This is a genomic window from Acinetobacter sp. JADD-222, assembly GCF_049310645.1.
On the sequence record NZ_JBMOWI010000004.1, the window covers coordinates 52,569 to 78,121 of the forward strand.

The window sequence follows — 25,553 nt, forward strand, 5'->3', positions numbered from 1 at the left end:
ACGTAATCAATACACTCCAAATTGCTGATATTGGTTATAATGTTTAGCAGCTTTTCAATAAAAGCCATTTACACTTTATTGGATCAGCGTAAGCATGCAACAACCGAATAAACGCTACCCTTTAGGGGCTCACCTCATCGTAAAGCATCTCGGCTATAGCCATCATGGTATATATGCAGGGAGAGGTCGAGTTATCCATTATTCCGGCTTAGCTCATTTCATCAAAAAACGCCCGATTGAAATCACGTCAATAGATGCTTTCTCGCATGGCAAAAAAATACACGTCCGTTCTTATGACAAACCTCGTTATAAAGGAAAGATTGTGGTTCGCCGAATGCGTTCACGTATGCATGAAAACCACTATCATTTGATTATTAATAACTGTGAACATCTATGTAGTTGGGCAATTACGGGCATTGAAAGTAGCACTCAAGTTGAACGTATGATGCATCGTTTAACAACTATTGGCTATGTAAGCTCAATCATGAGCTATATGAATGGTATGATGCTCACCGTTGCAACTACATGTTTTGCTCTGGTTCTTTATATTAAAAAGAAACTGCGCGATCAGGCAAAAAGAAAAGTCCCTACTTACCAGTTCTTAAGAGAAAAATCTCAGAAAAGAAATATCGATCCTTCAACGCCTTTAGTATTTATAGACCCAGATAAAAAAGAGCCAGTCTAAATAAAAAAGCCCTCATATTTGAGGGCTTTTTAGAAAACTTATAGCTTATTTTTTAGCTGCATTAGCAGCAGTTGCTTCAGTGGTAATGTTTACAGTGATCTTATCGCCAACATTAGGTACATAACTTCCTAAACCAAAGTCAGAACGCTTGAATGAAGTTGTCGCATTAAAACCAATTGCTGGAACTTTAGCCATTGGATGCTCGCCTTGCTTGTTTAAAACAGCGTCAAGTACAACTGGCTTAGTTACGCCTTTAACAGTTAAGTCACCAGTAATTTTAAAGTGCTTTTTGTCTTTGGTTTCAACTTTAGTACTTTTAAACGTAATATTTGGATATTTAGCAGCATTAAACCAAGCTTCTTCTTGGAACTCTTTATCTAAAGCAGGTACGTTTGTATTTACACTGCTTAAAGGAATAGTCACATTTACAGATGAGTTTGCTGGTTTAGCATTATCAACTTTAATTACACCTTGGATATCCGAGAAGTTAGCGCTTGGAGTAGAGAAACCAAAGTGATTCCATGAGAAAACAGTAGCTGTATGTGTTGGGTCAATTTTGTAGTCTACTGGTGCAGCTAAAGTAACTGAACTAGCCAATGCTACTGCCAAACCGAAGCTTAATGTTTTAAGATGCATTTTTCGTATCCTTTATTGATATAGTCGTTAGTGTATACATCAAGTAATTTAATTCACTATTCTTTATAAAACGATATGTTTCATCCATGCAACAATAAAAGCGTTACAGTTGTTATTCAAAAACAATATTATAAAGTTTAGATATTCTTCTATTCGAAGCTTCAGATTTATTAATTTTTATTACGATTTTATTGATGAATAACAAGGTAAAACATGGTTAATACAGCCCAAGCACAAAGTACTTCCACTCCATATCGAGTAACTCTCACCGATCCTTCAGGTCATCAATGGTTTGCAGATGAACCAACTGATAAAGGTGGACAAGATACAGCTCCGAACCCGGTTCAGATTTTATTATCCGCTTTAGGAGCTTGTACTACCATTACTTTAGAAATGTATGCGAATCTTAAAGGAATTAAGCTAGATCATGTTCAAGTGGATTTAGCATTAAACCCAAATGGCGAACCTGAGAAAGGCCAAAATAATATTGAACGGGAAATCACACTCAAAGGCGAGTTTACTGAAGACCAGCATAAGCGATTACTAAAAGTTGCAGAGAATTGCCCCATTCATAAGTTATTAACCTCTCAGATTAATATCCAAACAGAACTCACTATTTAACTTCTCAAATAAAAAAAGCGCTCTATCTAGAGCGCTTTTTTACACTACTTTAATATTTAAGCAGTTAATTCTTTTACGGCTGCAACAACAGCTTCAGTCGTAATACCAAAGAATTGGAACAAATCTTTTGCTGGTGCTGACTCACCATAAGTTGTCATACCAATTACTTTGCCATCAAGACCAACGAACTTCCACCAATAGTCAACATGAGCCGCTTCAACAGCAACACGCGCACGGATATGAGCTGGCAATACTGCTTCACGGTATGCGGCATCTTGCTTCATAAATTCTTCTGCACATGGCATAGAAACTACACGCACACCCTCAAGTTGTGCGTAAGCTTCCATTGCTAAAGAAATTTCTGAACCAGTTGCAATAACAATCGCTTTTAATTCGCCTTTTTCTTGAGCAAGTACATAACCGCCTTTTGCAGCGTTTTGAATTTGCTCTTCAGAACGTGTTTGGAATGGTAAGTTTTGACGAGAGAAAATAAGTGCTGTAGGGCCATCTTTGCGTTCTAAAGCAGATTTCCAAGCAATTGCAGTTTCTACAGTATCCGCAGGGCGCCATGTATTTAAGTTAGGTGTACCACGTAATGAAGCAATTTGTTCAATCGGTTGGTGAGTTGGACCATCTTCACCCAGACCGATTGAGTCATGTGTATAAACATGAATTACACGTTGTTTCATTAATGCAGACATACGTACTGCATTACGTGCATATTCCATAAACATTAAGAATGTTGCAACGTAAGGAACGAAACCACCATGCAATGCAACGCCATTAGCGATCGCAGTCATACCAAATTCACGTACGCCATAGTAGACATAGTTACCAGCTGGGTTTTCTTGAACACCTTGGCAACCTTTCCAAAGTGTTAAGTTAGAACCTGCTAAATCAGCAGAACCACCTAACAATTCAGGTAATAAAGGACCAAATGCTTGTAAGGTATTTTGGCTTGCTTTACGAGTTGCAATTGTCTCGCCTTTCGCATTTGTTTCACGAATAAAAGCATCTGCTTGCGCTGCAAATTCTGCTGGTAAGTCACCACTGATACGACGAAGTAACTCAGCCGCTTCAGTTGGATATTTTGCTTGATATTGTGCAAATACCGTATTCCAAGCTGCTTCAGATTCACTACCTTTTGCTTTTGCATCCCATGCAGCATAGACATCAGCAGGAATAACAAATGCTTCTTCGTTCCAGCCTAATGCTTCACGAGTTAAAGTAATTTCATCTTTACCTAATGGCGCACCATGACAGTCTTCTTTACCCTGCTTATTCGGTGAACCTAAACCAATAATCGTTTTACACATAATGATTGTTGGTTTCTGAGTTTCAGCTTTTGCTTCGATTGTCGCTTGACGAATCGCATCAGCATCATGACCATCTACACGAAGAACTTGCCAACCGTAGGCTTTGAAACGCTCTTCTGTATCGTCGCTGAACCAGCCTTCTACTTCACCATCAATTGAAATGCCATTATCATCATAATAAGCAATCAATTTACCAAGTTGTAATGTGCCAGCTAAAGAACATACTTCGTGAGAAATACCTTCCATTAAACAGCCATCACCTAAGAAACAGTAAGTGAAATGGTCAACAACTTTTAAATCATCTTTATTAAATTGAGCAGCCAATGTTTTTTCTGCTAAAGCAAAACCAACAGCATTAGCAATACCTTGACCTAAAGGACCAGTTGTCGTCTCTACACCCGGTGCATAGCCATATTCAGGATGACCAGGAGTTCTAGAATGCAATTGACGGAACTGTTTTAAATCTTCAATTGAAAGATCATAACCTGTTAAATGAAGCAAGGCGTATTGCAACATTGAGCCATGGCCATTTGATAAAACGAAACGGTCACGATTTGCCCATTGTGGATTTGTTGGGTTGTGATTTAAAAACTCACGCCAGACGACGTCAGCAATATCTGCCATCCCCATTGGAGCACCTGGATGCCCTGAGTTTGCTTGTTGCACAGCATCCATTGCCAATACACGAATTGCATTTGCAATACGACGTTCGTTTAAAGGGGTCGTCATAGATCAGAATCCAATTTTAATAGATTGATGAAAAGAAGAAGATGAATAACCATTCAATGCCGCTATATTGTCTTAAAAAAAAGGCTTAGGGTAAACCCCAACACGGTATATTTCTTTATTTTTAACCATTTCTTGGTTACACAAAAAACATTTGAATCTTTAAGTTATACAAAACAGTGTTCATTTTTCTGCACAACGACTGAATGTAAAAGCATTTATCTGGTTAGCTTTTGATATATAGATAAAATATTTACCCAATCTTCTATGCGTTAATCATGTTTCTTTACTTTAAAATTCAAATTCTGATATTTAAGATTTTTATTAAGTTATATGTTTAAAAAACACACTAGCAACAAGTTGTTAAAATATAAATACTTTAAATTAAAGCTTTCTATATCAATTTTGCTAATACACTTATCAATTAAAACACACTATAAATGAAATAAATTCATGCTTTTTAGTCAGTATGAACTGGTCCTCAAGCTCAAGTCGATGTAACATATTATGTCTTTTGAAATAACCAAGATAGGACTTTCATGCGCGAGTACGCTGTTTTTACCTCGGAATCTGTAAGCGAAGGTCATCCCGATAAAATGGCCGACCAAATTAGCGACGCTATTTTGGATGCAATCTTAAAAGAAGACCCATACGCACGTGTTGCTTGTGAAACACTGGTAAAAACAGGCGCTGTTGTACTTGCTGGTGAAGTAACAACGACTGCTAATATTGATGTTGAAGCTGTTGTTCGTAATACTGTTAACGGTATTGGTTATCACCACTCTGATCTTGGCTTTGATGGATCAACGTGTGCTGTAATCAATATGATTGGTAAACAATCTCCTGAAATTGCTCAAGGTGTAGACCGTCAAAAACCAGAAGATCAAGGTGCTGGTGACCAAGGCCTAATGTTCGGTTATGCAAGCCGTGAAACAGACGTGCTTATGCCTGCGCCGATTTCTTATGCTCACCGCTTAATGGAGCGTCAAGCTGAACTTCGTCGTTCAGGTGCCCTTCCATGGTTACGCCCAGATGCAAAAAGCCAAGTTACTTTTGCCTATGAAAATGGCAAGCCTGTACGTCTAGATGCTGTTGTTTTATCTACTCAGCACGATCCTGAAATTTCTCAAAGCCAGCTTAAAGAAGCAGTTATTGAAGAAATTATCAAACCGATCATCCCTGCTGAAATGTTCCATGCAGCTACTAAGTTCCACATTAACCCAACAGGTATGTTCGTTATTGGCGGCCCTGTAGGTGACTGTGGTTTAACGGGTCGTAAAATTATTGTTGATACATACGGCGGTATGGCTCGTCACGGCGGTGGTGCTTTCTCTGGTAAAGATCCATCTAAAGTTGACCGTTCTGCTGCTTATGCTGGTCGTTATGTTGCAAAAAATATCGTAGCTGCTGGTCTTGCTGACAAATGTGAAATTCAAGTGAGTTACGCAATTGGTGTAGCAGAACCTACTTCGATTTCAATTAATACCTTTGGTACAGCAAAAGTTTCTGATGAGTTGATTATTCAACTTGTACGTGATCATTTCGATTTAAGACCGTTTGGTATTACTCGTATGTTGGATCTTCTTCAACCAATGTACAAACAAACCGCGGCTTATGGTCATTTTGGTCGCGAAGGTTCAGATTCTGCATTTACTTGGGAAAAAACTGATAAAGTTGATGCCCTTAAAGATGCTGCTGGCCTCTAAAATAAAATCATAAAAAAGCCCGCCATTGAGCGGGCTTTTTTATTTATAGTTCAAATTTTATGGTATGTAGGGTTTAATCTTCTAGCAATCATCCTTGACGCTATATCATTTGTAGCTGTAATCAAAATCTATTGTCTTGTCGTTTTATCATCCTGATTTAATACATCCAGTAAAGTTGACTGCGTTGGAGTATCTTGATGATTCTGGATATAAATATGGACAACTTTAAATACAACGACAACAGCTAGACAAGCCATCACACAAAACATCCATAAGCCATACGGGCTTCGAATATGTTGTGAACCACAATATGGACATGATTTATCAGTCGATGCCACAACTTTGTCGCAACACGCACAATGGTATTGATATAGCATAGGTAACCCTCCTTCCCTCATTTCAACCGTTGTTGTTTTAATAGGTTTGCTACATTTTTTAATTTATACATCCTTTATATTTATCCTATGTGAAATGAATAGATAATTCAATCTGGATGAACAATTGAGTCAATTAAAAAATATTAATTAAAAACATATATATAAGTTAAATATTATTTTTATAGGACTATTTTTCTTATTTTGATATTTTGCCAAATTTGTTAAAATAAGCGAATAATCTCACATTTTAGGCAAATGCATGTCACATACAAAGCTCATTAATAAAGGTGGCTTTCGCGAACGAGCCAACCGAAGCCGAGGTTATCAACAATCTGAAAATAAGCAAACAGCCTTAGCTTCAAACAAATACCAACCTCAAACAAAACCACAAGAAAGCCCAACTGAAGTGGCTCAAACAGATTCTGTTGTGACTGAACATCTAACTAAATAATTTATATCTTCTTAAAATAAAAAAGGCCTAAACTTTAGAGGTTTAGGCCTTTAGATAAGGTATTTATTAATCCCTATTTTTATGTTCAATTTTCTTATGATCTGGAGTGACTTCTCGCGCTTCTCCGTCAATAATGCTTGAATCACGGTATTGACCTTGACTGCCCCCACCTTGTTGATTCTGCATATCTTGCATTTGGCGCATTAGATCAGCAAATGGATTTTGCCCACCCATATTACCGCCCATACCACCCATCATTTTATCCATCATAGCTTGTTGGCGTTTTGCAAGAGTTCTCATGGCTATATTACGGAAAGCAGTTTGAACACCAGGGATCAAAATTAAAACCGCTAACACATCAGAAACAAGGCCTGGCAACATTAATAAGAAACCTGCAAAAGCATAAGCAAGTTTTTTAGTTACTGTTGGGTCATTACCGAGTTGGCCAGTCATCTGCATTTGCTGTAATTGAGGCATAATACCAGCAGTACTTCTGCGAATAAGCCCCAAACCAATAAAGAAAGCAAGAATGAACCAAAAGAACACATACCATCCACTGATGAACTGTGCTACGCCAATCCATACGGCAATTTCAACAATCGCGCCCAGAACTACAATAAGAAGTAAATTCATGTAAAACTTTATCTATCTCAAAAAGAAAATTCATTGCAGTTTATTTGCCCCAACCCTATCGAAACAGCCAGAGTCTGCAATACTAGAGTACATTTGATTTTAACTCGATAAAAACAAACATGCTTTATTATTAATGAGTGCTGTATCAAGTTTATCAAGTGCGACTTCAATTAGATTTTAATTTTTTTACTCTAGTTAAACGAAAAGTCCTTCAAGAAAGCAGTTTTTTAGTCTAGTTGAAAACTTAGGTTCTTAGAAAAATTGGATATATTCCTTTATTTATATAGTTGTTTTATAAAATTTAAAAAAGTAGTGCATAGATATAGAATTTCCTAAATAACTTACATTTTCTCTATCTAAAAGTACCTCTATTCAAGTTAAATTAAAGAATAATTCTTTTAAACCCACATAAACTCATGACTAAAAAAGCTCTTTTCTTTGCCATTAGTACGATGTTTTTGTCGGCATGTTCTTTTAATACCGTACAACAACATCAAATACAGTCAATTTCTACCAATAAAAACTCAGAGAAAATTAAATCATTGTTTGATCAAGCACAAACTGAAGGTGTTTTAGTTATAAAACGTGGGCAAACAGAGGAAATCTATGGCAATGATCTTAAAAGATCATCAACCGAATATGTTCCCGCCTCTACCTTTAAAATGTTAAATGCATTGATTGGACTTGAGCATCATAAAGCAACACCAACTGAAGTGTTTAAATGGGATGGGCAAAAGCGTTTGTTTCCTGATTGGGAAAAGGACATGACTCTAGGCGATGCGATGAAAGCTTCTGCTATTCCAGTTTATCAGGAACTAGCTCGACGAATTGGCCTTGATCTTATGTCTAAAGAGGTAAAACGCATTGGTTTCGGTAATGCTGATATTGGTTCAAAAGTAGATGATTTTTGGCTTGTTGGTCCACTTAAAATTACACCTCAACAAGAAGCCCAGTTTGCTTATGAACTAGCCCATAAAACTCTTCCTTTTAGCAAGAATGTGCAAGAAGAAGTTCAATCTATGCTGTTCATAGAAGAAAAAAATGGACGGAAAATTTATGCCAAAAGTGGTTGGGGATGGGATGTTGAGCCTCAAGTGGGCTGGTTAACAGGCTGGGTCGTTCAACCTCAAGGAGAAATTGTAGCGTTCTCACTCAATTTAGAAATGAAAAAAGGCATACCTAGTTCTATTCGAAAAGAAATTGCTTATAAGGGATTAGAGCAGCTAGGTATTTTATAATTTGAACTTTATAGCCCAGCTTATATTCATCCTTATAAACTGGGTTATTTTAAAACTTGAAATTTGAAAACCTTATTATTTATCCGTCAACTGGGGTATGTGGTGTATTTAAATTTAACTGATAGAAAGCAGCATCTAACCATTGACCAAACTTAAAACCGACTTGCTTAAAAGTACCTGCATGAATAAAGCCCATTTTTTCATGTAAACCGATACTTGCTTGGTTGGTTGCATCAATACAGCCTATCAATACATGTAAGTCTGCCTCTTGAGCACGCTTAATCAATTCTTGCATTAAAATTTTGCTTAATCCGCCGCCACGATGTTCATGATGAATATAAATACTATGTTCGACCGTATATTTATAGGCAGGAAAAGCTCTAAAAGTTCCCCAACTTGCAAAACCTAATAACTTGTTTGTCTCATCTACAATACCAATGACAGGAAAACCATTTTCTCTTTTAACTGCAAACCAGTTTTTCATCGACTCTTCAGAGCGCGGCAAATAGTCATACAAAGCAGTAGAATTGATAATTGCTTCATTCAAAATATCTAATATAGCCTTTGCATGTGTAGCTTCATGACAATCGATTAAACGTAAATTTGGATTAAGATTTTTAATCATGAAGATTCCTTAAGAATAGAGACGAGCTCATTACATACAACTAAAATATATCGAGCAGCTTTAGAAGAAGGATTGCTATATATGATCGGTTGATCTAATTGCATCGCCAAACAATCCCCCTCTTGTAAAGCATAAAAGTTTTCACCCAATTGAATATCAATTTGCCCCTCTATTACCCAAATTTGCTGTAATACAACTTTAGAATTCGTACTTGTTTCATAAGTAACTCGAGATTGAGCTGGAAATTCAATTTCAACGATCTGAAATGGAGATTTCCAATTTGGAGGCGAAACTTGACGGCGAATATATCCCGTTTCTGGATCTTTCCATTCTGCTTGTTGAGTACGCCGTACCATAGGTTGAGGCGATTGAGTATTCTGGGGCGAATCAAATAGCTGAGTCAAAGGCACCCCTAAACCATTTGCTAGCTTTTCAAGAACAACAGCTGTAGGGCTCGCTTCTCCTCTTTCAATGAGTGAAATTGCAGAACGGCTTACCTGACATCGACTAGCAAGAATATCTAGGGTATATCCACGCGCTAGACGTATTTCACGCACTTTCTGCGCAATGCGGATATTAATATCTTCCATCTACCGATAAACTTTAATTCCAAAATTATAGATAAGTATTCCACTAAAATAGAATTACATCAAATGATTTTAAAGATATAAATTGGTTCGATAAAAACCGAAAAATAACCATTCATCGCAGCATTCTTTAAATTACGCATGCAGAACCTTTTTGGCTATGTAACAATACTCTCTAAACTATTTATATAAGTATTCACATGGCATTGATTATTGGTATTGATCCGGGTTCACGCTTAACAGGTTATGGAATCATTGAAAAAGATGGTAGTAAACTACGTTTTGTTGATGCCGGTACAATCCGAACAGAAACTCAAGAAATGCCAGAACGCTTAAAACGTATTTTTGCTGGCGTTGAGCGAATTGTGAAATTCCATGGTCCAACTGAAGCTGCAGTTGAGCAAGTCTTTATGGCTCAAAACCCAGACTCTGCCTTAAAACTGGGACAAGCTCGTGGTGCTGCCATAGCCGCATTAGTTAATTTAGATTTACAAGTTGCAGAATATACTGCCCGTCAAATTAAACAGTCTGTGGTTGGTTATGGCGCTGCCGATAAAGAACAAGTACAAATGATGGTCATGCGTTTACTTAATTTGACCATTAAACCTCAATCCGACGCAGCTGATGCCCTTGCTGCTGCCATTTGCCATGCTCATGCATCGGGAAGTATGAGAAAACTGTCTGTTTTAAATGCTTTAGGTGGTATGGCACGTGGGCGAAGTCGTTCTAGCAGTCGCAGACGTTAAAAATTTATTGATTTACGACTTGAATAATTGCCTGATTCATCTCAAAAGCCTGCAAGCCACGCATACCATTTTTAGCTAAAAGGTCTCCTGCTTGTGCATGAAGGGTAACAATCTCATGTAACGCAATATCTTGGTGGAATTGGGCTTTCAAGCTTGCAAGCATTCCTGCTAACACATCTCCCATTCCACCTGTTCCCATACCAGCATTACCTTGCGTACAGATATACAAATTATCTTCTAAAATTAAGCTACCCGCTCCTTTAAGTACCCACTGGCCTGCATATTTTTGTTGTAAGGCATAAATTGCAGCAATTCGGTCATTTTCAATTTGCGCTGTAGAGCAACCAACTAAAGTAGCAGCTTCTCCAGGATGAGGTGTGGCATAAATATGTGTATTTAACTTTTCAGGCTGTTTAGCCAGAAACCATAAAGCATCTGCATCTAAAACAACTTCTAGGCGTATACTCTGATTTAACAAATTAAACCATTGTTGGTAAATCTGCTTTGCCCAATCGTCACGGCCTAATCCCATTCCAAAGCAGACTGCATCGACCTGAGATAGAATCTCTTTAATATTGTTTTCATCTAAAGCATTAATATCACGAAGCATAATATTAGGTGCCCGCGACAAAATGGCCTGATGGTGGTTGCGATGACAAACCACTGTCACTTTGCCTGCACCCGCATGAAAGGCAGCTTCAGCAGCCATAATAACTGCACCGCCCATTTGCTCATGTCCACCCACCACTAAAACATGCCCATAACTTCCCTTATGGCCAAATGCCATACGCTGAGGAAGTTTAATGTTTGTGGGTGACAAATAAGCTAAGGGTTTCAACTCGTGGTCTATAGGAATTAAATTAATTAAATGAATTTCCCCCGCATATTCTTTTCCTTGTCCTGTAAACAATCCTGCTTTAAGACCTAAAACAGTAAAGGTATGATCAGCTCTCACTGCACAAGGTAAGACTTGCCCTGTATTTGCTTGTAATCCGCTAGGTATATCAACTGAAATTTTTAGACCAGATTGTTCATTAAATTGTTGAATAGCCTGTTGCCAATTAGTATTTAATTCACGATTTAGGCCTATGCCAAATAAAGCATCAATATGACAATCAAATGTTCTTTTAATATCAAAATCTGGATGAATTTGGGCTTTCATTTCTCTAGCAAATTGCGCTGCACAATGTAAATCGGTTGACTCACCCAATTGAGCTGCAAAGATTTCAACATGAAATCCAGCTTGTTTCAGATAAGTTGCTATAAAGTAACCATCACCTGCGTTATTGCCTTGTCCGCACCAAATAGCAATATTCTTAATAGCCCGATCTTTAAAAAGCTCAATAAGTTGCTGTGCAATTGACCAAGCCGCTTGCTGCATTAAACCTAATGAGGAGTTTTGCGCAGCAAACCAGCGCCGCTCCCATGCTCGAATATCATCGCTATGGTAAACTACCGCCTGCATATTATTATCCTCTTGCATTTTGGTTTATGACATCTTCCGACACATCACGCATTGCAGTGCAACAAATTGATCCACATGAATTAAAAGCATGGATCAAAGCTCAAGCATTAGACTTGGGTTTTGCTGATTGTGTCATCGCAAAACCAGATGCTCAAGAGCAAATGCCACGTTTTTTAGAGTATCTTGAACGTGGTTATCATGCAGATATGACTTATTTAGAAGAAAATCTAGAAAAACGAGCTGATCCAACACTATTAGTGCCTGGCACAAAAAGTATTATTTGTGTCCGCATGAATTATCTTGTGGAATCGCCAAAACCACGATATGTACCTTTAGAGCCTAATTCTGCCATTATCGCCCGCTATGCACGTGGCCGTGATTACCATAAAGTCATGCGTGGTAGATTGAAAACCCTAGCAACACGAATTCGTGAAAAAGTTGGTGACTTTGAATCTCGTCCTTTTGCAGATTCGGCACCTATTTTTGAAAAATCATTAGCTGAAAGTGCTGGAATGGGTTGGACAGGTAAACATACTTTGCTCATTCATAAAAAGTCAGGTTCTTTTTTCGTATTAGGTGAGCTATTTACATCACTCGAGCTACCTTTCGACGAGCCTGCAACAGCACATTGTGGTTCTTGTAGCGCTTGTATTGATATTTGCCCGACGCAAGCAATTGTCGAGCCTTATATGTTAGATGCAAGACGTTGTATTGCCTATTTAACTATCGAATATAAAGGAATTATTGCTGAAGAATTACGTGCAGGTATTGGAAACCGAATATTTGGTTGTGATGACTGCCAGTTAATTTGTCCTTGGAATAGCTTTGCCAAAACAGCATCTATTTCTGATTTTAATCCTAGACATGGGTTAGATAATATTAGTCTGCTTGATATCTGGCAGTGGGATGAAGCCACTTTTTTAGCCAATACGGAAGGTAGCCCTATCCGCCGGACAGGTTATCAATCATTTAAACGTAATATTGCAATCGGATTAGGAAATGCTCCTTATTCAAAAGAAATTGTAGATCAACTACAAAATGGCAAAAATTTACATGACGAAATCGTCAATGTGCATATTGATTGGGCAATTGAACAGCAACTTAATCAACTTCAGCTATCAAATTAAAAAAATGATGTTTTTTGCCCTATAGCTTTAATACGAATTCTGTATGATTATGTATAGTGAATTAATGCCATCATCATGGATATGACAATGACTCTACGTAATGATTGGAATCGTGAAGAAATCCAAGCTTTATATGAACAACCTTTTTTGGATTTAGTTTTCAAGGCTCAACAAGTACATCGTGAGCACTTCACTGCCAATTCAATTCAGGTCAGTACCCTTTTATCTATTAAAACGGGTAAATGTCCTGAAGATTGCAAATACTGCTCACAATCGGCACATTACGAATCAAAACTAGAAGCAGAAAAACGTATTGCTGTTGAAAAAGTGATTAGTGAAGCGAAAGCTGCAAAAGATTCAGGTTCTTCGCGTTTTTGTATGGGTGCTGCTTGGCGTAACCCACATGAGCGCGATATGCCTTATGTTTTAGAAATGGTACGTGAAGTTAAAGCATTAGGTATGGAAACCTGTATGACTTTAGGGATGCTTAACCAATCTCAAGCAGAACGCCTAAAAGTTGCTGGTTTAGATTACTATAACCATAATTTAGATACATCTCGTGAGTATTATTCTCACATCATTAGTACTCGTACTTTTGATGACCGTTTAAATACCCTTGATTATGTTCGTCAAGCTGGTATGAAAGTTTGTAGTGGCGGTATTGTGGGTTTAGGCGAAAGTCGTGAAGACCGAATTGGTTTATTACATGAACTAGCTACCCTACCAATTCACCCTGAATCTGTGCCAATCAATATGCTTGTTCCTATTGAAGGAACACCTTTAGCTGACGTTGAAAAGCTTGATGTAATTGAGTGGATTCGTACTATTGCTGTGGCGCGTATTATCATGCCGCATAGTTATATCCGTCTCTCTGCAGGCCGCGAATCATTAAGTGATTCAGACCAAGCATTAGCATTTATGGCTGGTGCAAACTCATTATTCTCTGGTGATAAACTACTAACCACACCAAATGCCGGTGAAGGTAAAGACCAAGCTTTATTTAATAAACTAGGTTTAACGGCTGAAAAACCAAAGCCAACAGTTGCTGATTTATCAGTAGATGCAATGAGTGCTTAACTCAAATTAGAAAATTTAAAAGCCCTGATTATTCAGGGCTTTTTTCATTTATATAGAAGTTACTAATATTCCGTAAGTAGCATTTAGAAAGGTTCCGACTCGAATAATATCCTTTCCTGCCGCATGCGTTACTGTGAATTCTTGGCTCAACACATCAAAATTAAAAGAATCAAAAACATCTTGATGGTGTAAAAGCCAAGTCACTGTATCTGCTACATTTTCATCCGCAATATAAGTTAAGGCCTTGAAGTCTTTACTCATAAATAACTCTTAAAAATAAATTTTATGAATTTTATATGAGTTCACTCTACCTTAAAAGAAAATCTAAGCTGCTTTAGGATTTACTAACGAATGACCTGATAACAGACTTGCCAAGGCTTGAGGTGTAAATTCTAAAGAAAGCACATGATTTTTGAGATTGACTGAATGCTTACTAATTAATGGAAGTAAGCCATCTTCTGTTTCAAAGACATATTCATCTGCAATATTTAAGATGCCTTCAAGGTTTGTCGTACTTGAAGCAAGATCATGGCTAAAGATGTCATAAATCGTTTGCAAGTTAAACGTTGTTTGCTGCTCCGTCGGATGCTTGATGAGATAATCCTTTAAAAATAAAACTAATTTATGAGCAAAGAAAAAGTAATTAGGTTTATAGCTATACTTCATAGTATTCATGGAACTGAACTCCAGATTATCTTTTATTGAATTACAACTAAAACAGTAGGAATTGAACCTTAAAAAATTCTTAAAAAATTAAATATATTTATAAGATACACACAAAACAATTTTATCATTTAAAAACAATTGCTTAGTAAAAAATATTAGATATATATTATCTAAATATTTTAAAATTTCATTAATTCAATAGAATACAATTACTTAGATATTACTAATTTTTAAATTCTATTTTAAATAAAAACTAATTAATTATTTTACCAAATGATAAAAAATAATTTTTTTTAATTTTTATTAATAAAAACAATTGATCAAAATATATATAAATATAATGTTTTTCTTGTTTTTTGATTGAAAAGTGATATATTTCCTTCGCCTTACTTAATCAGAATAAACTTACTGAAAAGTAATGGATTTTATTTTAAAAAGCTATTCTGGGGATTTTATGAAAAAATTTATTTTTGTGGCGGCAGTTTCTTTCTTAAATATAGCAAATGCACAAGCAGCAGATGGCACAATTACTATTAATGGTCTTGTCACGGATAATACTTGTACTATTGATACTGGAGATAAAAATTTAACAATCAATTTGCCTACTGTTTCATCTCAAACCTTAAAAAATGCTGGTGATGTAGCTGGTCGTACACCTTTTCAAATTAATTTAACGAACTGTACCGCTGCAGGTAAAGTCGCAACTTATTTTGAACCAGGCGCAACCGTTGACTTTAATACGGGTCGTTTATTAAACCAAGCAACTTCTGGTGCAGCAACAAATGTAAATATTCAATTACTTGGCAGTAATAACGCTGTAATTCCTGTACTTGCTACAAGCACAAATGAAACTCAAACGAATTCACAATGGGTAAATGTTTCAGCAGGCGGTAGTGCTGATCTTAACTATTATGCTGAATATTATGCTACAGGTGCTTCTACTGCTGGTACGGTAACATCGCAAGTAAAATACACGATCATTTATCAATAAACTTAAAATTGAAGCTTCTATTCATGAATAGAAGCTATCTCCTTCCTATTATTTGTTATTGAGAATATGACTGATGCTTTTTCGTGGTCGTAAATTTTTTTGGGGATTAGTTTGTCTGCAAGTAGCGCTCACTACTACAGGTCATGCTGAGATTGTTTTACATGGTACTCGTGTCATTTATCCTTCAAATGCCCGTGAGATCACATTACAACTGAGTAACAACGGCACGGCCCCGTCTCTTGTTCAAGCATGGATCGATGATGGAAATGCAAAGTCAACACCAGATGAAACAAATGTACCTTTCATTATTACTCCACCAATTTCAAGAGTAGAAGCAACTAAGGGGCAAACTTTAAGAATTACAGCGTTGCCTACTACATCTCAACTAAGCCAACAACAAGAATCTATTTTTTGGCTTAATGTTTTAGATATTCCTCCTAAACCTGAAGGGAGAACTCAACAAGGTCAAACCACAACAACCTCTAACAATTTTTTGCAACTCGCTGTTCGTTCGCGAATTAAATTTTTTTACCGCCCTATAGATCTAAAAGAAAATATTGATCAACTAAGTGACAAAGTCGAGTGGAAAATAAATGATCAATATCTAATGATAAAAAATCCGACACCTTTTTTTCTTACTATTACCTCCATTTTTCAAGGAAGTAAAAGCCATAAAACAGACTTATTGCAACAAGGCTTAATGATTGCCCCTTATTCAGAGGATAAAATTAAACTAAAAAATAAAAACTTAGCAGATATGAGCTTTGTGTATATCAATGATTACGGTGGACGAGTTGAGCACCCAATAAAATTCTAACCTCATTGTATTTCTTAAGAAAATTTAAAACCTATCATGAGTAGGCTCTAGAACTATGTCTAAATGGTTTATACCTTATATATGTTTAAAAAGCCCCTTTACTTGGTATGTCGTCTCAAGTATTACGCTATTCATGCCTATGGCTATATATGCTGAAAATACTACTGATGTTCCACATTTTACAAAGGCTGAATTTGATAGCAATTTCTTAGTAGGTAATGCACAAAAAATTGATATAGCTCGCTTCAAATACGGAAACCCGATCTTGCCTGGTGAATATAGCTTAGATGTTTATATTAATGGTCAATGGCTGGGTAAACGGCGTATGCGATTTACTGCCTCAGCTCCTAACGCAAATGCTGAAACATGTTTTACAGAAGCCACGTTACTTGAATATGGCGTAAAAGCTAATGTTCTAAGTCAACATGACTCTACTTCGTCTCTTTCATGTAAAGCTCTCGCTTCATGGATAGATAGTGCTTTTTATGTATTTGATAGTTCCCGTTTAAGAATTGATATTTCGCTCCCGCAAGTCGTCTTAGAAAAAAATGCGCAAGGTTACATCGATCCGCATTTGTGGGATCGCGGTATTAATGCAGCTTTTTTAAGCTATAACGCCACAGCATATCGAATAGTCAATGAACAACATGAAAATAGTTATGCTTTTATGGGAACCAATCTTGGAGCAAATTTAGCAAGTTGGCAGTTTCGCCATAATGGACAATGGAAATGGCAAAGCCAATCTAATTCTCAATCTAATAATTCTTCTTATACCTCGACAAATACATATATACAAAAAGCGTTTCCCGATATTCACGGTGTTGTGACTTTAGGAGATTATTTTACTAATAGCGATTTTATTGACTCTCTACCCTATCGTGGAATGAATATTTCAAGTGATGACAGAATGCTTCCAAATAGTAGGCTCGGTTATGCTCCAAGAGTTCGAGGTTATACCAAAACCAATGCAAAAGTCGAAGTTAGACAACAAGGTAATTTAATTTACCAAACCACAGTCCCACCAGGAAACTTTGAAATTAATGATCTCTATCCCACAGGATTTGGAGGTGAGTTACAAGTTTCGGTACTTGAATCTAATGGAGAAGTTCAAAGATATTCTATTCCATATACTTCTGTCATTGAAATGCTACGTCCTCAAATGAGCCGATATTCATTCACCTTAGGACAATTTCGAGACCCAAACATTAATTTAACCCCATGGCTAATACAGGGTAAATATCAACGTGGAATCAATAATTACCTTACAACTTATAGCGCAATTCAAGGAACGCAGCAGTATTTCTCTGTATTGTTAGGTACAGCTTTTTCAACGCCTATTGGCGCTATTTCTTTTGATGCAACACATTCAAATGCCAATTTTTCTTATCAACCTAAAATGACAGGGCAAAGTTATCGTCTAAGTTACAATAAGTTATTTTCTCCAACGCATACTAACTTAACACTAGCAACTTATCGTTATTCAACACAAAACTATCTCAAACTACGTGATGCAATTTTGATTCGGGACTTACAAGAGCAAAACATTGATAGTTTTTCGGTAGGTAAGCAAAAAAGTGAATTTCAGATTAATTTAAATCAAGCTCTTCCAAACCAAAGGGGAAATTTCTATTTAGTAGGTTCGTGGACAAACTATTGGAACCAGCCTACTACTAATAAGCAATTCCAATTAGGTTATAGCAACCAATTTAAAGATTTAACTTATAGTTTCTCTGCAATTAATAGTGAAACTATTGAAGCTGGTGGGCGAGCTAACCAAGATACTCAATACCTCATTTCTCTATCCTTTCCCTTAGATTTTAAGAAAAGCTCTTTAAATTTTAATAGTCTTCTAAGTGAAGATAGCCAAATTTTGAGTTTTAGCGGTTATACAGGAAACCGTTTGAATTACGGCGCATCAATTTCCAGTCAAAACCATGGTCAAACGAATCTCAATATCAATGGCAACTATAAGACAAACTACACAACATTAGGTGCTTCATTCAGTTACGCTGACTCATATCAACAAGAAATGCTTAACTTGAGTGGCAATATCGTTACCCACTCCGGAGGAATTCTGTTTGGTCCAGATCAAGCTCAAACAATGGTTTTAGTTTATGCCCCAGATGCAACAGGAGCACAAGTCGGTAATACACCAGGCCTCAGCATAAACAAAAAGGGATATGCGGTTATCCCCTATGTTACGCCTTACCATATGAATGACATTAGCCTTGATCCGCAAAACATGTCCACACAGGTTGAGCTAGCTGAAAGTAGCTTACGTATTGCTCCCTATGCAGGCTCAATCACTAAAGTTCAATTCACAACAAAAAAAGGTTACGCACTTTTTATCAGCCCAACCACTTTAGATGGCTCACATTTACCTTTTGCCGCACAGGTATATAACCAAAATAACGAAGTGATAGGTATTGTTGCGCAAGGCAGCCGTATTTATTTACGAACCCCCTTAACCCATGACCTTTTATATGTGAAATGGGGAGAAAGGAGTACTGAAAAATGCGAACTTGAATACGATATCACGGATCAAATAAAGCATAACAATCAATCAATTATTATGACAAAGGCAGTCTGTAAATGAATAAGATTTTAAAAAAAATTGGATTTTTGGCAGTGAGTCTATTTGCTTATAGCCATACAAATGCAAATTGTAATTTAAGTAAGGGATTTACCACCGTCGATATTCCGATGAACATTGGTAAAATCGTCGTAAAACCGACTGACCCTATAGGGACTATCTTACAAAGGAATACTTTTACAATTTCTCCCAATAATTCTACTGCAACATGTAGTCGTGCTAGTGATCAAATTATTGCAGCTCTCCCCTTAAATTATCCAATTAGCCCAATAGGTAATAATGTATATGCAACCAATATTCCCGGTATTGGTATTCGTCTTTATCGTGAAGCAGCAGATGCTTCAGATTTTTCTGGGTATTATCCATATAGACGTACTTTAACCCCAAATACTGCATATACCCTTTCACCGGGATATTTTGTTATGGAAGTTATTAAAACATCCATGACCACAGGTTCAGGAGCATTAGTAGCAGGACGTTACAGCACCTATTATGTATCAGGTCAACAAAACCGACCATTTTTAACTACTACAGTATTAAGTAATGCTCCTATTCTGATCGCGTCTTCATCATGTGAAATTCAAAATGGTGTAGATATACCTATTCAACTCCCGACTGTTACAAAGTCAGGTTTTAAAGCGATTGGTTCAACACAAGGCGAGCAGAGCTTTAATCTATCGATTTTATGTAACGGCGGCGAAAACAACTCGGGTATAGCAACAAGTAACACCATCAGCTTAAGTTTTGACTATAATTCTGATCCCAAAAATAATCAGGTCATTAATAATAGTGCAGCAAACTCAACCAAAGCCAATGGTGTGGGTGTAGAACTATTATGGAATATGAATGGTGCCACTACCCCAATTCAAAAAACAATAAAACAAAATATAGGCACAGTCAGCTCTAATCAGACTATAGAGTACGATATCCCCTTAACTGCTCGTTACTATCAAACAGCGGCTAATGTAAGCGCGGGTGAGGTTACGGCAACAGCAACTGTAACTATTCAATATGATTAATTTATCTCTAAAAATTTATTAAAAATAATTAAGCTTAGCTCAGCTAAATAATCTTAAAATTTAACGGTTCAAAAATTTTGTAGTTATATTAAAAAGTCACATAAAAAAATGCTCATAAGCAAAAATAGCAAATGAGCATTAGTGATAACCACTTAACCTGAAATACAAATTGTGGGAAATAGATCACAATTTGCATAACTATAATTCCAAAATTTAGCTTAAAAATCAAGTCTTTTTTTTAACAAAAATTTAAATAAGCACAGTAAACTATTGTTTTATATTAATTAAAAAATTAAATTTATTTTTTACATTCCTATTTTATAGTGTTTCTAAAGAATTATCATTCTATTAATTAATAAAAACTTAATTTTAAGAAATAATGAAAGAAATTGATTTATATGGCCTAAAAATAATTTATTTATTTTTCAAAAGCTTAATAAAAAACGAATTTTATAAAATTATAAAGAATTACATAATCTATAATAAAAAAAACATAAATAAATTTAGAAATCCCCTTCAATTACAAACAATATTCTTAGGCTTTTATCAGAACGTAACATGCTCATTTTTTGGAAAATATTATGTATTGTTTTACTAAGTCTAGGAGCTACAAGTATAGGTTACGCGATCAGTAAAATTGATCTTTTTCTTTTCCTCATAGGGCTACTTTTACTAATATCTTTTATTTTAGCTTTAAAACAGGCACGTGAAGATGCAGGCTTTTTTTCTGATCAATGAAATTTATAGGTAAGAATATCGTATTAACAATAAATTCATGATTGAATGCATTGTACAACTTTCTGGATATTTATAAAAAACATGTCAAAAAATTCTTCCGATGCCGGAATTTTTTTATGGATGACTTATCAAACTATGCAGCAAATGGGATTAGATGCAGCATCTATTTTTGCAAGTGTAAATTTACCCAATCAACCGCCCGATAAAAATATTCGTAGAGACAATTCTACTCAACAGCGATTTTGGACAGCGGCAGAAGAAATAAGTGAAGATCCTGATATTGGTTTGCATGTAGGTAGTCAAATGCCTGCTTTCAGAGGTTTAGTTATTGAATATTTATTTTTAAGTAGTTCTACTTTCGGTGAAGGTTTACAACGTGCTTTAAGATATCAGGACCTGTTAACCGATGTATTTAATCTTTCTTTAATTGTTGAAAAAGATATCGCGTTATTAGTAGGTTTTGAACACCCTGTAAGACATTATCTTGAATGTGGTATCGGTATTTTTCTTAATTTTTTTAAATATATTACAAATAACGAGTTTAGACCTAGCCAAATTACATTACCTTATCAACAAGGTGCTTCAGCTAATAATTATCAAGAAGCTTGGAAATGCCCGGTAATTTTAAACCAAAAACAAGGTGCTATAATTTTTCCTAGTACATTATTGAATAAAGCATCACCAGCGGCTGAACCTGAATTATTAAAAATTCATGAAACAATTGCTGAACAGCAACTATCAAACTTAGAAAAGCATCAACTTGTTTATGCGATTGAGCGCTTGCTCAGCAATGGTTTACTTGAATCTGGTCAATTCGATCAAAAATTTATTGCTGAACAATTAAATCGTAACCCACGTACCCTTCGAGCTGATTTACAAGCAATTAATACTAATTACGAGAAAATTTTAAACCAGCATCGAGAGAAGCTTGCAAGACGTTTACTTGCAAACACCAAAGAAACCCTTGATCAAATTGTTTATTTAACTGGCTTTTCTGAACCCTCTGCATTTACACGAGCTTTTAAACGTTGGACTGGTGAAACTCCAAGCGCATATCGCCAACGCAAACAAAAGCAATAAAATTGATTTTATAGGCAGTTCTTGGACTGCCTATAAAGTCAAAACGATAAAACTTTCTTATTTTACAATGCATTTAAATTATGATTCATGAGAAGTAATTAGTATGCTCGGGTTTCCTGTCGGTATTTTTGTTGCAAATGGCCTTGAATGGTACTTCCATAAAGTTTGGTTACACGAATATCCAACTAAGTATCGTAATAGCCCTTTTTTTACTCATATTGCTCATCATAAACGTGCTCGCTTAAATAATTTTCATGATGAAGGTTATGCAGAATCAATGTTCAAAAATGCAGAAATTTATAATGAAAAAACAGCATTAATTAGTTTAGCTGGTGCTGCAACAGTATTCTTACCAGTAGCGCCCTTTTTTACAGCTGGGCTTTATTATGGCTTATGGAATTATTGGCGTGTACATTCAAAAGCCCATTTAGACCCTGAATATGCTAAGAAACGTATCCCTTGGCACTATGATCATCATATGACAAGCAATCAAAATGCTAATTGGTGCGTTACCAAACCATGGTTTGACTATATTATGGGAACTAGGGTCAAAACCGAGGTATCTCAAACCGAAAGTAACCCCTTAGGTATCAAATTACCTAAGTTGCTAGAAAAACCAATTAATTTTGCTGCTCGACGCATACTTGCCACATCGTATGCCAAAATTGATTTAAACTCCGAACAGGACCAATCTAATTTACGTAGAGGAATAGAAATCAGTCTGGCTTAAAATTTATCTCAATATAAAAGCTGCGGACTCCAGTAGCTTTTATACAAATGGATCGCAATTAACAGATTAGATATACAAATGGATCGCAATTAACAGATTAGATATACAAATGGATCGCAATTAACAGATTAGACCTTAAAAGCTTCAAAACAAGATATAAGAAAATCCATTACTACACGTATTGCAGGGCTATGTCGCAAATCTTCGTGTGTGACTAACCATATTTCAGCACTCATCGGATAATCATCTTGTAATCTGATCAAATTACTCAGAGCTCCTAAAAAATCAGGTAAGACCGCTAAACCAATTTCTCCACATGCAGCTCTCCACTGTAACTCGGGATTATTGGTAACCATTATAGGTTCTTTATGACTTAACCTTTCTTTTAATTTTTGCTGTTTTTGACCATGCACTCCCCCCACTTCTACACTAATCCATTCATAATTTTCAGGATCTGTTGAAGCTAAATAATTTGGACCTGCATATATTCCAAAAGGTATTTCACCTACTTTGCGAGCAACTAAATTTTCATCTTTGGGACGTCCAAATCGTACCGCAATATCAGCCTCACTATGCTGTAAAGAAACATAATGAACATCACCGAGCACCCGTAATTTTAATTGCGGATAATGGCGATAAAATTTACCCAAATGGGGCATGATGAGATGTGCAGCAGTTAAGGGAGGCATACTAATAGAAACACTTCCCATTACTTCTTGCTGACCTGCTTGTGTTAAACGTTCAATAGAAAAAGTTTCTTCCATCATACGAGCAACTACTTGTGCAAGACGTTCTCCGTCAGGAGTTAAAATGTATGTCCGTGGCCTACGATCAACTAATTTAAGTTTTAAATTTTGTTCTAGCTGGGCAATTCTTCTAGATACAGTTGCGTGATCTACTCCCAATTTTCTGGCAGCAGCAGAAAGTGACTTTTCTTCTGTAAAAACTGAAAAGTAATGCAAATTTTCCCAATCAATCATTGTGCAAATTTTCACATTAGAAGTGTATTAATATGGAATTGTACACCTTTATAGATTTGTCGAGAATAAAACCTTTCATAATGGGAGCCTGTCCATGAACAGAACGGTGGCTTATGCCTATGCTGGTGTTGTCTTAACGATGTTTTTTTGGGGATCAGCATTTAATGCAATGTCTTATATTATTCAACATATGCCCCCGTTATCTGCTGCGTCTGAACGTTTTTTTATTGCAAGTCTAGGCTTACTCTTAATCTTTTCAATAACAGGCCAGCTTAGATGGGCAGCCTTAAGACAGAATCTAGTAATCTATTTGATTATTGGTATTATCGGAATTGCGGGTTTCAACATCGGCTGTTTTTATGGACTTCAAACCACATCAGCTGTTAACGGTGCTTTGATTATGGCAACCACGCCATTAATGACTCTATTAATGACAATCCTTTTAGATGGAGAAAAACTTACCACTAATAAGTTCTTAGGCGTTTTATTTGGCTTAAGTGGTGTGTTACTGGTGATTAGTCAGGGACATATAACGACTTTGCTGCACCTCAAAATAGACATTGGAGATCTATTTATATTATTAGGCGCATTTGGATTTTGTCTTGCAAATGTACTGTCTCGCCGTTATGTAAAAAATGCGACTCCGCTAGAAACAACAACTTTTTCTATGCTGTTCGGGGCAATAACACTTGGTTTGTTGAGCGTGATATTTGAAGATCCTCTTACAGCAATTGCATCTGCCCCTATAAATGCGCACTTAGCCATGGGATATGTTGTTATCTGCTCTACCATGATTGCTTATCTATTCTGGTTTAATGGTATACAAAAGTTAGGTGCTGGTCGTGCTTCTGTCTTTTTTAACTTTGTGCCAGTGTTCAGTATGATAATTGCTCTACTTACTGGACAAGCCCTCAATATCTGGCAGTTAGTAGGAACAGTTTTAGTGATGCTTGGTGTAATGAGTAGCGGAGGATTTTTTAAAATTAAAAGCACTGCACTTATAGCAAAACCTTGTACAAAATAAGAAATGTGCTGCTACATTAAAAATTTATCCTTAATATGTAGCAGCATTTTCAAATATAAAAATTATTCCTCAATAATTTCTTTAAATTCTTATATTTTCAATTTTTTTTTACATTTGTGATAGTTTATACAAAAGCTCATCTTAATTATTCCGTTGTAACAAATACTGTATGTTTCTTTAAAACTTAATAAAAGATTGCCATATATAGTTTTAAAACAACCAAAGGAGATATTAAAATGAAGCTGGATTTTACAACAATTGAAAAGCAAGCCAAATTGCTACAAGAAGAGCAAGAAAAGATCGAGCAACGAGATCATGAATTTCAAGTTGCCTTAGATAAACATAGAGAATCCCTTAAGAATTTATTTAAAGATCTTTTCTCTGACAGAGAAATTAAGACTGAAAATGGAGGCCACTTCTGTGTAACCTTCGGAGATTTCAAAATTTCCTTATTGATTGAAACTGCTAAATTTGAAAATGGCGTTCCTGTAAAATTAAACTCCGTAAATCCTGTTATTATTAAATGCAAGAAAGATAAGCCGATTGCAAAAGCACAGTTTACAGATGCAACCCAATATCTAGATAACCATTTAGACACTCCAAATTATCAGTATTATTTTAAGCAAGAAGATAAGACCCAACTGGTACAATTTTCTGAACTTCCCACTTATTTCCAACTTGTTTTAGACGCAAACGCATAAAATAGAGCCCTCTGCAGAGGGCTTTTTCATATATTATTTTTTTATCATTTAACTTTTAAAAAATAAAATCAGTCAAATACTTTTTCTACTTATCTATGAATTATTTAACTCAATTTTAACGTCCAATACTTCAAAAATATTTGATTCTTCTTAAAATTACTTGTATATACATGTTTATATTTGCTTATACAAATATGA

Annotated in this window: 27 protein-coding genes; 17 read left to right on the forward strand and 10 right to left on the reverse strand. The window is 36.0% G+C overall.

The window, feature by feature from the left end; translation table 11 throughout:
• Positions 1-94 precede the first annotated feature (94 nt).
• Positions 95-685: a lecithin retinol acyltransferase family protein gene (locus ACO6UW_RS05250; RefSeq protein WP_057062002.1), complete on the forward strand. Its 591-nt coding sequence runs from the start codon at positions 95-97 to the stop codon at positions 683-685.
• 45 nt (positions 686-730) lie between these two features.
• On the opposite strand, the gene ACO6UW_RS05255 is transcribed toward ACO6UW_RS05250, so the two are convergent.
• The gene (locus ACO6UW_RS05255; RefSeq protein WP_002121395.1) at positions 731-1,321 is read right to left on the reverse strand and encodes a YceI family protein; all 591 of its coding nucleotides are present in this window, start codon (positions 1,319-1,321) and stop codon (positions 731-733) included.
• A gap of 213 nt (positions 1,322-1,534) precedes the next feature.
• Here ACO6UW_RS05255 and ACO6UW_RS05260 point away from each other — a divergent pair, with 213 nt between their 5' ends.
• Entirely contained in the window at positions 1,535-1,942 is a 408-nt protein-coding gene (locus tag ACO6UW_RS05260; protein WP_057062001.1) for an OsmC family protein, read from the forward strand.
• Positions 1,943-1,998: 56 nt separating this feature from the next.
• Here the strand turns inward: ACO6UW_RS05260 and tkt are convergent, their stop codons facing one another.
• On the reverse strand, positions 1,999-3,987 hold the full coding sequence (gene tkt, locus ACO6UW_RS05265) for a transketolase (protein WP_057062000.1): 1,989 nt from the start codon (positions 3,985-3,987) through the stop codon (positions 1,999-2,001).
• Between the two features lie 536 nt (positions 3,988-4,523).
• Here tkt and metK point away from each other — a divergent pair.
• Positions 4,524-5,690 (forward strand): methionine adenosyltransferase, encoded by a 1,167-nt coding sequence (metK, locus tag ACO6UW_RS05270; protein WP_005069601.1) that lies wholly within the window; start codon positions 4,524-4,526, stop codon positions 5,688-5,690.
• Positions 5,691-5,818: 128 nt separating this feature from the next.
• Here metK and ACO6UW_RS05275 read toward each other — a convergent pair whose 3' ends face one another.
• Positions 5,819-6,067 carry a hypothetical protein gene (locus ACO6UW_RS05275; protein WP_002121448.1) on the reverse strand — a complete coding sequence of 83 codons (249 nt, stop codon included), beginning with the start codon at positions 6,065-6,067 and terminating at the stop codon, positions 5,819-5,821.
• Positions 6,068-6,326: 259 nt separating this feature from the next.
• On the opposite strand from ACO6UW_RS05275, the gene ACO6UW_RS05280 reads away from it, so the two are divergent.
• Positions 6,327-6,518, forward strand: a complete 192-nt coding sequence (locus ACO6UW_RS05280) for a hypothetical protein (protein WP_032034812.1) — start codon at positions 6,327-6,329, stop codon at positions 6,516-6,518.
• Positions 6,519-6,584: 66 nt separating this feature from the next.
• Here ACO6UW_RS05280 and ACO6UW_RS05285 read toward each other — a convergent pair whose 3' ends face one another.
• Positions 6,585-7,151 (reverse strand): FxsA family protein, encoded by a 567-nt coding sequence (locus tag ACO6UW_RS05285; protein WP_033849823.1) that lies wholly within the window; start codon positions 7,149-7,151, stop codon positions 6,585-6,587.
• A 416-nt stretch (positions 7,152-7,567) separates the two neighbouring features.
• On the opposite strand from ACO6UW_RS05285, the gene ACO6UW_RS05290 reads away from it, so the two are divergent.
• Positions 7,568-8,389, forward strand: coding sequence for an OXA-213 family carbapenem-hydrolyzing class D beta-lactamase OXA-821 (locus ACO6UW_RS05290; RefSeq protein WP_057061999.1), 822 nt, complete (start codon positions 7,568-7,570; stop codon positions 8,387-8,389).
• 79 nt (positions 8,390-8,468) lie between these two features.
• Here ACO6UW_RS05290 and ACO6UW_RS05295 read toward each other — a convergent pair whose 3' ends face one another.
• Positions 8,469-9,014 carry a GNAT family N-acetyltransferase gene (locus ACO6UW_RS05295; protein WP_017482297.1) on the reverse strand — a complete coding sequence of 182 codons (546 nt, stop codon included), beginning with the start codon at positions 9,012-9,014 and terminating at the stop codon, positions 8,469-8,471.
• On the reverse strand, positions 9,011-9,604 hold the full coding sequence (locus tag ACO6UW_RS05300) for a helix-turn-helix domain-containing protein (RefSeq protein WP_057061998.1): 594 nt from the start codon (positions 9,602-9,604) through the stop codon (positions 9,011-9,013). The genes ACO6UW_RS05295 and ACO6UW_RS05300 overlap by 4 nt, the downstream gene beginning before the upstream one ends.
• 197 nt (positions 9,605-9,801) lie before the next feature.
• Here ACO6UW_RS05300 and ruvC point away from each other — a divergent pair, with 197 nt between their 5' ends.
• The gene (gene ruvC, locus ACO6UW_RS05305; protein WP_348891974.1) at positions 9,802-10,347 is read left to right on the forward strand and encodes a crossover junction endodeoxyribonuclease RuvC; all 546 of its coding nucleotides are present in this window, start codon (positions 9,802-9,804) and stop codon (positions 10,345-10,347) included.
• A gap of 4 nt (positions 10,348-10,351) precedes the next feature.
• On the opposite strand, the gene ACO6UW_RS05310 is transcribed toward ruvC, so the two are convergent.
• On the reverse strand, positions 10,352-11,812 hold the full coding sequence (locus ACO6UW_RS05310) for a bifunctional ADP-dependent NAD(P)H-hydrate dehydratase/NAD(P)H-hydrate epimerase (protein ID WP_057061997.1): 1,461 nt from the start codon (positions 11,810-11,812) through the stop codon (positions 10,352-10,354).
• 26 nt (positions 11,813-11,838) lie between these two features.
• On the opposite strand from ACO6UW_RS05310, the gene queG reads away from it, so the two are divergent.
• The gene (gene queG / locus ACO6UW_RS05315) at positions 11,839-12,939 is read left to right on the forward strand and encodes a tRNA epoxyqueuosine(34) reductase QueG (RefSeq protein ID WP_005076330.1); all 1,101 of its coding nucleotides are present in this window, start codon (positions 11,839-11,841) and stop codon (positions 12,937-12,939) included.
• Positions 12,940-13,026: 87 nt separating this feature from the next.
• Entirely contained in the window at positions 13,027-14,016 is a 990-nt protein-coding gene (gene bioB / locus ACO6UW_RS05320; RefSeq protein WP_005069622.1) for a biotin synthase BioB, read from the forward strand.
• A 48-nt stretch (positions 14,017-14,064) separates the two neighbouring features.
• Here bioB and ACO6UW_RS05325 read toward each other — a convergent pair whose 3' ends face one another.
• Complete coding sequence (locus tag ACO6UW_RS05325; protein ID WP_002121471.1) at positions 14,065-14,277, reverse strand: hypothetical protein; 213 nt, start codon at positions 14,275-14,277, stop codon at positions 14,065-14,067.
• A gap of 63 nt (positions 14,278-14,340) precedes the next feature.
• Entirely contained in the window at positions 14,341-14,691 is a 351-nt protein-coding gene (locus ACO6UW_RS05330; RefSeq protein ID WP_017386793.1) for a hypothetical protein, read from the reverse strand.
• 445 nt (positions 14,692-15,136) lie between these two features.
• Here ACO6UW_RS05330 and ACO6UW_RS05335 point away from each other — a divergent pair, with 445 nt between their 5' ends.
• The 7 genes from ACO6UW_RS05335 to ACO6UW_RS05365 all read left to right on the forward strand — a co-directional run bounded on the left by ACO6UW_RS05335 (position 15,137) and on the right by ACO6UW_RS05365 (position 22,650).
• A complete protein-coding gene (locus ACO6UW_RS05335; RefSeq protein ID WP_025465521.1) occupies positions 15,137-15,673 on the forward strand; it encodes a fimbrial protein in 537 nt (178 codons plus the stop codon).
• 73 nt (positions 15,674-15,746) lie between these two features.
• A complete protein-coding gene (locus ACO6UW_RS05340; RefSeq protein WP_057061995.1) occupies positions 15,747-16,490 on the forward strand; it encodes a fimbrial biogenesis chaperone in 744 nt (247 codons plus the stop codon).
• 139 nt (positions 16,491-16,629) lie between these two features.
• Positions 16,630-19,086: a fimbria/pilus outer membrane usher protein gene (locus tag ACO6UW_RS05345; RefSeq protein ID WP_081037720.1), complete on the forward strand. Its 2,457-nt coding sequence runs from the start codon at positions 16,630-16,632 to the stop codon at positions 19,084-19,086.
• A complete protein-coding gene (locus ACO6UW_RS05350) occupies positions 19,083-20,102 on the forward strand; it encodes a fimbrial protein (protein ID WP_005069631.1) in 1,020 nt (339 codons plus the stop codon). The genes ACO6UW_RS05345 and ACO6UW_RS05350 overlap by 4 nt, the downstream gene beginning before the upstream one ends.
• A gap of 558 nt (positions 20,103-20,660) precedes the next feature.
• Positions 20,661-20,840 carry a hypothetical protein gene (locus ACO6UW_RS05355; RefSeq protein ID WP_002115975.1) on the forward strand — a complete coding sequence of 60 codons (180 nt, stop codon included), beginning with the start codon at positions 20,661-20,663 and terminating at the stop codon, positions 20,838-20,840.
• Between the two features lie 81 nt (positions 20,841-20,921).
• Complete coding sequence (locus ACO6UW_RS05360) at positions 20,922-21,920, forward strand: AraC family transcriptional regulator (RefSeq protein WP_005069634.1); 999 nt, start codon at positions 20,922-20,924, stop codon at positions 21,918-21,920.
• A gap of 103 nt (positions 21,921-22,023) precedes the next feature.
• Positions 22,024-22,650 (forward strand): sterol desaturase family protein, encoded by a 627-nt coding sequence (locus ACO6UW_RS05365; RefSeq protein WP_005069636.1) that lies wholly within the window; start codon positions 22,024-22,026, stop codon positions 22,648-22,650.
• Between the two features lie 128 nt (positions 22,651-22,778).
• Here the strand turns inward: ACO6UW_RS05365 and ACO6UW_RS05370 are convergent, their stop codons facing one another.
• Entirely contained in the window at positions 22,779-23,630 is an 852-nt protein-coding gene (locus tag ACO6UW_RS05370; RefSeq protein ID WP_005069638.1) for a LysR family transcriptional regulator, read from the reverse strand.
• A 94-nt stretch (positions 23,631-23,724) separates the two neighbouring features.
• Here ACO6UW_RS05370 and ACO6UW_RS05375 point away from each other — a divergent pair, with 94 nt between their 5' ends.
• Together ACO6UW_RS05375 and ACO6UW_RS05380 are read left to right on the forward strand one after the other, a co-directional pair.
• Positions 23,725-24,654, forward strand: a complete 930-nt coding sequence (locus tag ACO6UW_RS05375) for a DMT family transporter (RefSeq protein WP_017482307.1) — start codon at positions 23,725-23,727, stop codon at positions 24,652-24,654.
• A 236-nt stretch (positions 24,655-24,890) separates the two neighbouring features.
• Positions 24,891-25,355, forward strand: coding sequence for a hypothetical protein (locus tag ACO6UW_RS05380; RefSeq protein WP_014206549.1), 465 nt, complete (start codon positions 24,891-24,893; stop codon positions 25,353-25,355).
• The last annotated feature ends 198 nt before the right edge of the window (positions 25,356-25,553 follow it).

Bases quoted from the DNA above. Each gene is read 5' to 3' on its own strand.
- ACO6UW_RS05250 (WP_057062002.1), top strand. From the start codon at position 95: ATGCAACAACCGAATAAACGCTACCCTTTAGGGGCTCACCTCATCGTA.
- ACO6UW_RS05255 (WP_002121395.1), bottom strand. From the start codon at position 1,321: ATGCATCTTAAAACATTAAGCTTCGGTTTGGCAGTAGCATTGGCTAGT.
- ACO6UW_RS05260 (WP_057062001.1), top strand. From the start codon at position 1,535: ATGGTTAATACAGCCCAAGCACAAAGTACTTCCACTCCATATCGAGTA.
- tkt (WP_057062000.1), bottom strand. From the start codon at position 3,987: ATGACGACCCCTTTAAACGAACGTCGTATTGCAAATGCAATTCGTGTA.
- metK (WP_005069601.1), top strand. From the start codon at position 4,524: ATGCGCGAGTACGCTGTTTTTACCTCGGAATCTGTAAGCGAAGGTCAT.
- ACO6UW_RS05275 (WP_002121448.1), bottom strand. From the start codon at position 6,067: ATGCTATATCAATACCATTGTGCGTGTTGCGACAAAGTTGTGGCATCG.
- ACO6UW_RS05280 (WP_032034812.1), top strand. From the start codon at position 6,327: ATGTCACATACAAAGCTCATTAATAAAGGTGGCTTTCGCGAACGAGCC.
- ACO6UW_RS05285 (WP_033849823.1), bottom strand. From the start codon at position 7,151: ATGAATTTACTTCTTATTGTAGTTCTGGGCGCGATTGTTGAAATTGCC.
- ACO6UW_RS05290 (WP_057061999.1), top strand. From the start codon at position 7,568: ATGACTAAAAAAGCTCTTTTCTTTGCCATTAGTACGATGTTTTTGTCG.
- ACO6UW_RS05295 (WP_017482297.1), bottom strand. From the start codon at position 9,014: ATGATTAAAAATCTTAATCCAAATTTACGTTTAATCGATTGTCATGAA.
- ACO6UW_RS05300 (WP_057061998.1), bottom strand. From the start codon at position 9,604: ATGGAAGATATTAATATCCGCATTGCGCAGAAAGTGCGTGAAATACGT.
- ruvC (WP_348891974.1), top strand. From the start codon at position 9,802: ATGGCATTGATTATTGGTATTGATCCGGGTTCACGCTTAACAGGTTAT.
- ACO6UW_RS05310 (WP_057061997.1), bottom strand. From the start codon at position 11,812: ATGCAGGCGGTAGTTTACCATAGCGATGATATTCGAGCATGGGAGCGG.
- queG (WP_005076330.1), top strand. From the start codon at position 11,839: ATGACATCTTCCGACACATCACGCATTGCAGTGCAACAAATTGATCCA.
- bioB (WP_005069622.1), top strand. From the start codon at position 13,027: ATGACTCTACGTAATGATTGGAATCGTGAAGAAATCCAAGCTTTATAT.
- ACO6UW_RS05325 (WP_002121471.1), bottom strand. From the start codon at position 14,277: ATGAGTAAAGACTTCAAGGCCTTAACTTATATTGCGGATGAAAATGTA.
- ACO6UW_RS05330 (WP_017386793.1), bottom strand. From the start codon at position 14,691: ATGAATACTATGAAGTATAGCTATAAACCTAATTACTTTTTCTTTGCT.
- ACO6UW_RS05335 (WP_025465521.1), top strand. From the start codon at position 15,137: ATGAAAAAATTTATTTTTGTGGCGGCAGTTTCTTTCTTAAATATAGCA.
- ACO6UW_RS05340 (WP_057061995.1), top strand. From the start codon at position 15,747: ATGCTTTTTCGTGGTCGTAAATTTTTTTGGGGATTAGTTTGTCTGCAA.
- ACO6UW_RS05345 (WP_081037720.1), top strand. From the start codon at position 16,630: ATGGCTATATATGCTGAAAATACTACTGATGTTCCACATTTTACAAAG.
- ACO6UW_RS05350 (WP_005069631.1), top strand. From the start codon at position 19,083: ATGAATAAGATTTTAAAAAAAATTGGATTTTTGGCAGTGAGTCTATTT.
- ACO6UW_RS05355 (WP_002115975.1), top strand. From the start codon at position 20,661: ATGCTCATTTTTTGGAAAATATTATGTATTGTTTTACTAAGTCTAGGA.
- ACO6UW_RS05360 (WP_005069634.1), top strand. From the start codon at position 20,922: ATGTCAAAAAATTCTTCCGATGCCGGAATTTTTTTATGGATGACTTAT.
- ACO6UW_RS05365 (WP_005069636.1), top strand. From the start codon at position 22,024: ATGCTCGGGTTTCCTGTCGGTATTTTTGTTGCAAATGGCCTTGAATGG.
- ACO6UW_RS05370 (WP_005069638.1), bottom strand. From the start codon at position 23,630: ATGATTGATTGGGAAAATTTGCATTACTTTTCAGTTTTTACAGAAGAA.
- ACO6UW_RS05375 (WP_017482307.1), top strand. From the start codon at position 23,725: ATGAACAGAACGGTGGCTTATGCCTATGCTGGTGTTGTCTTAACGATG.
- ACO6UW_RS05380 (WP_014206549.1), top strand. From the start codon at position 24,891: ATGAAGCTGGATTTTACAACAATTGAAAAGCAAGCCAAATTGCTACAA.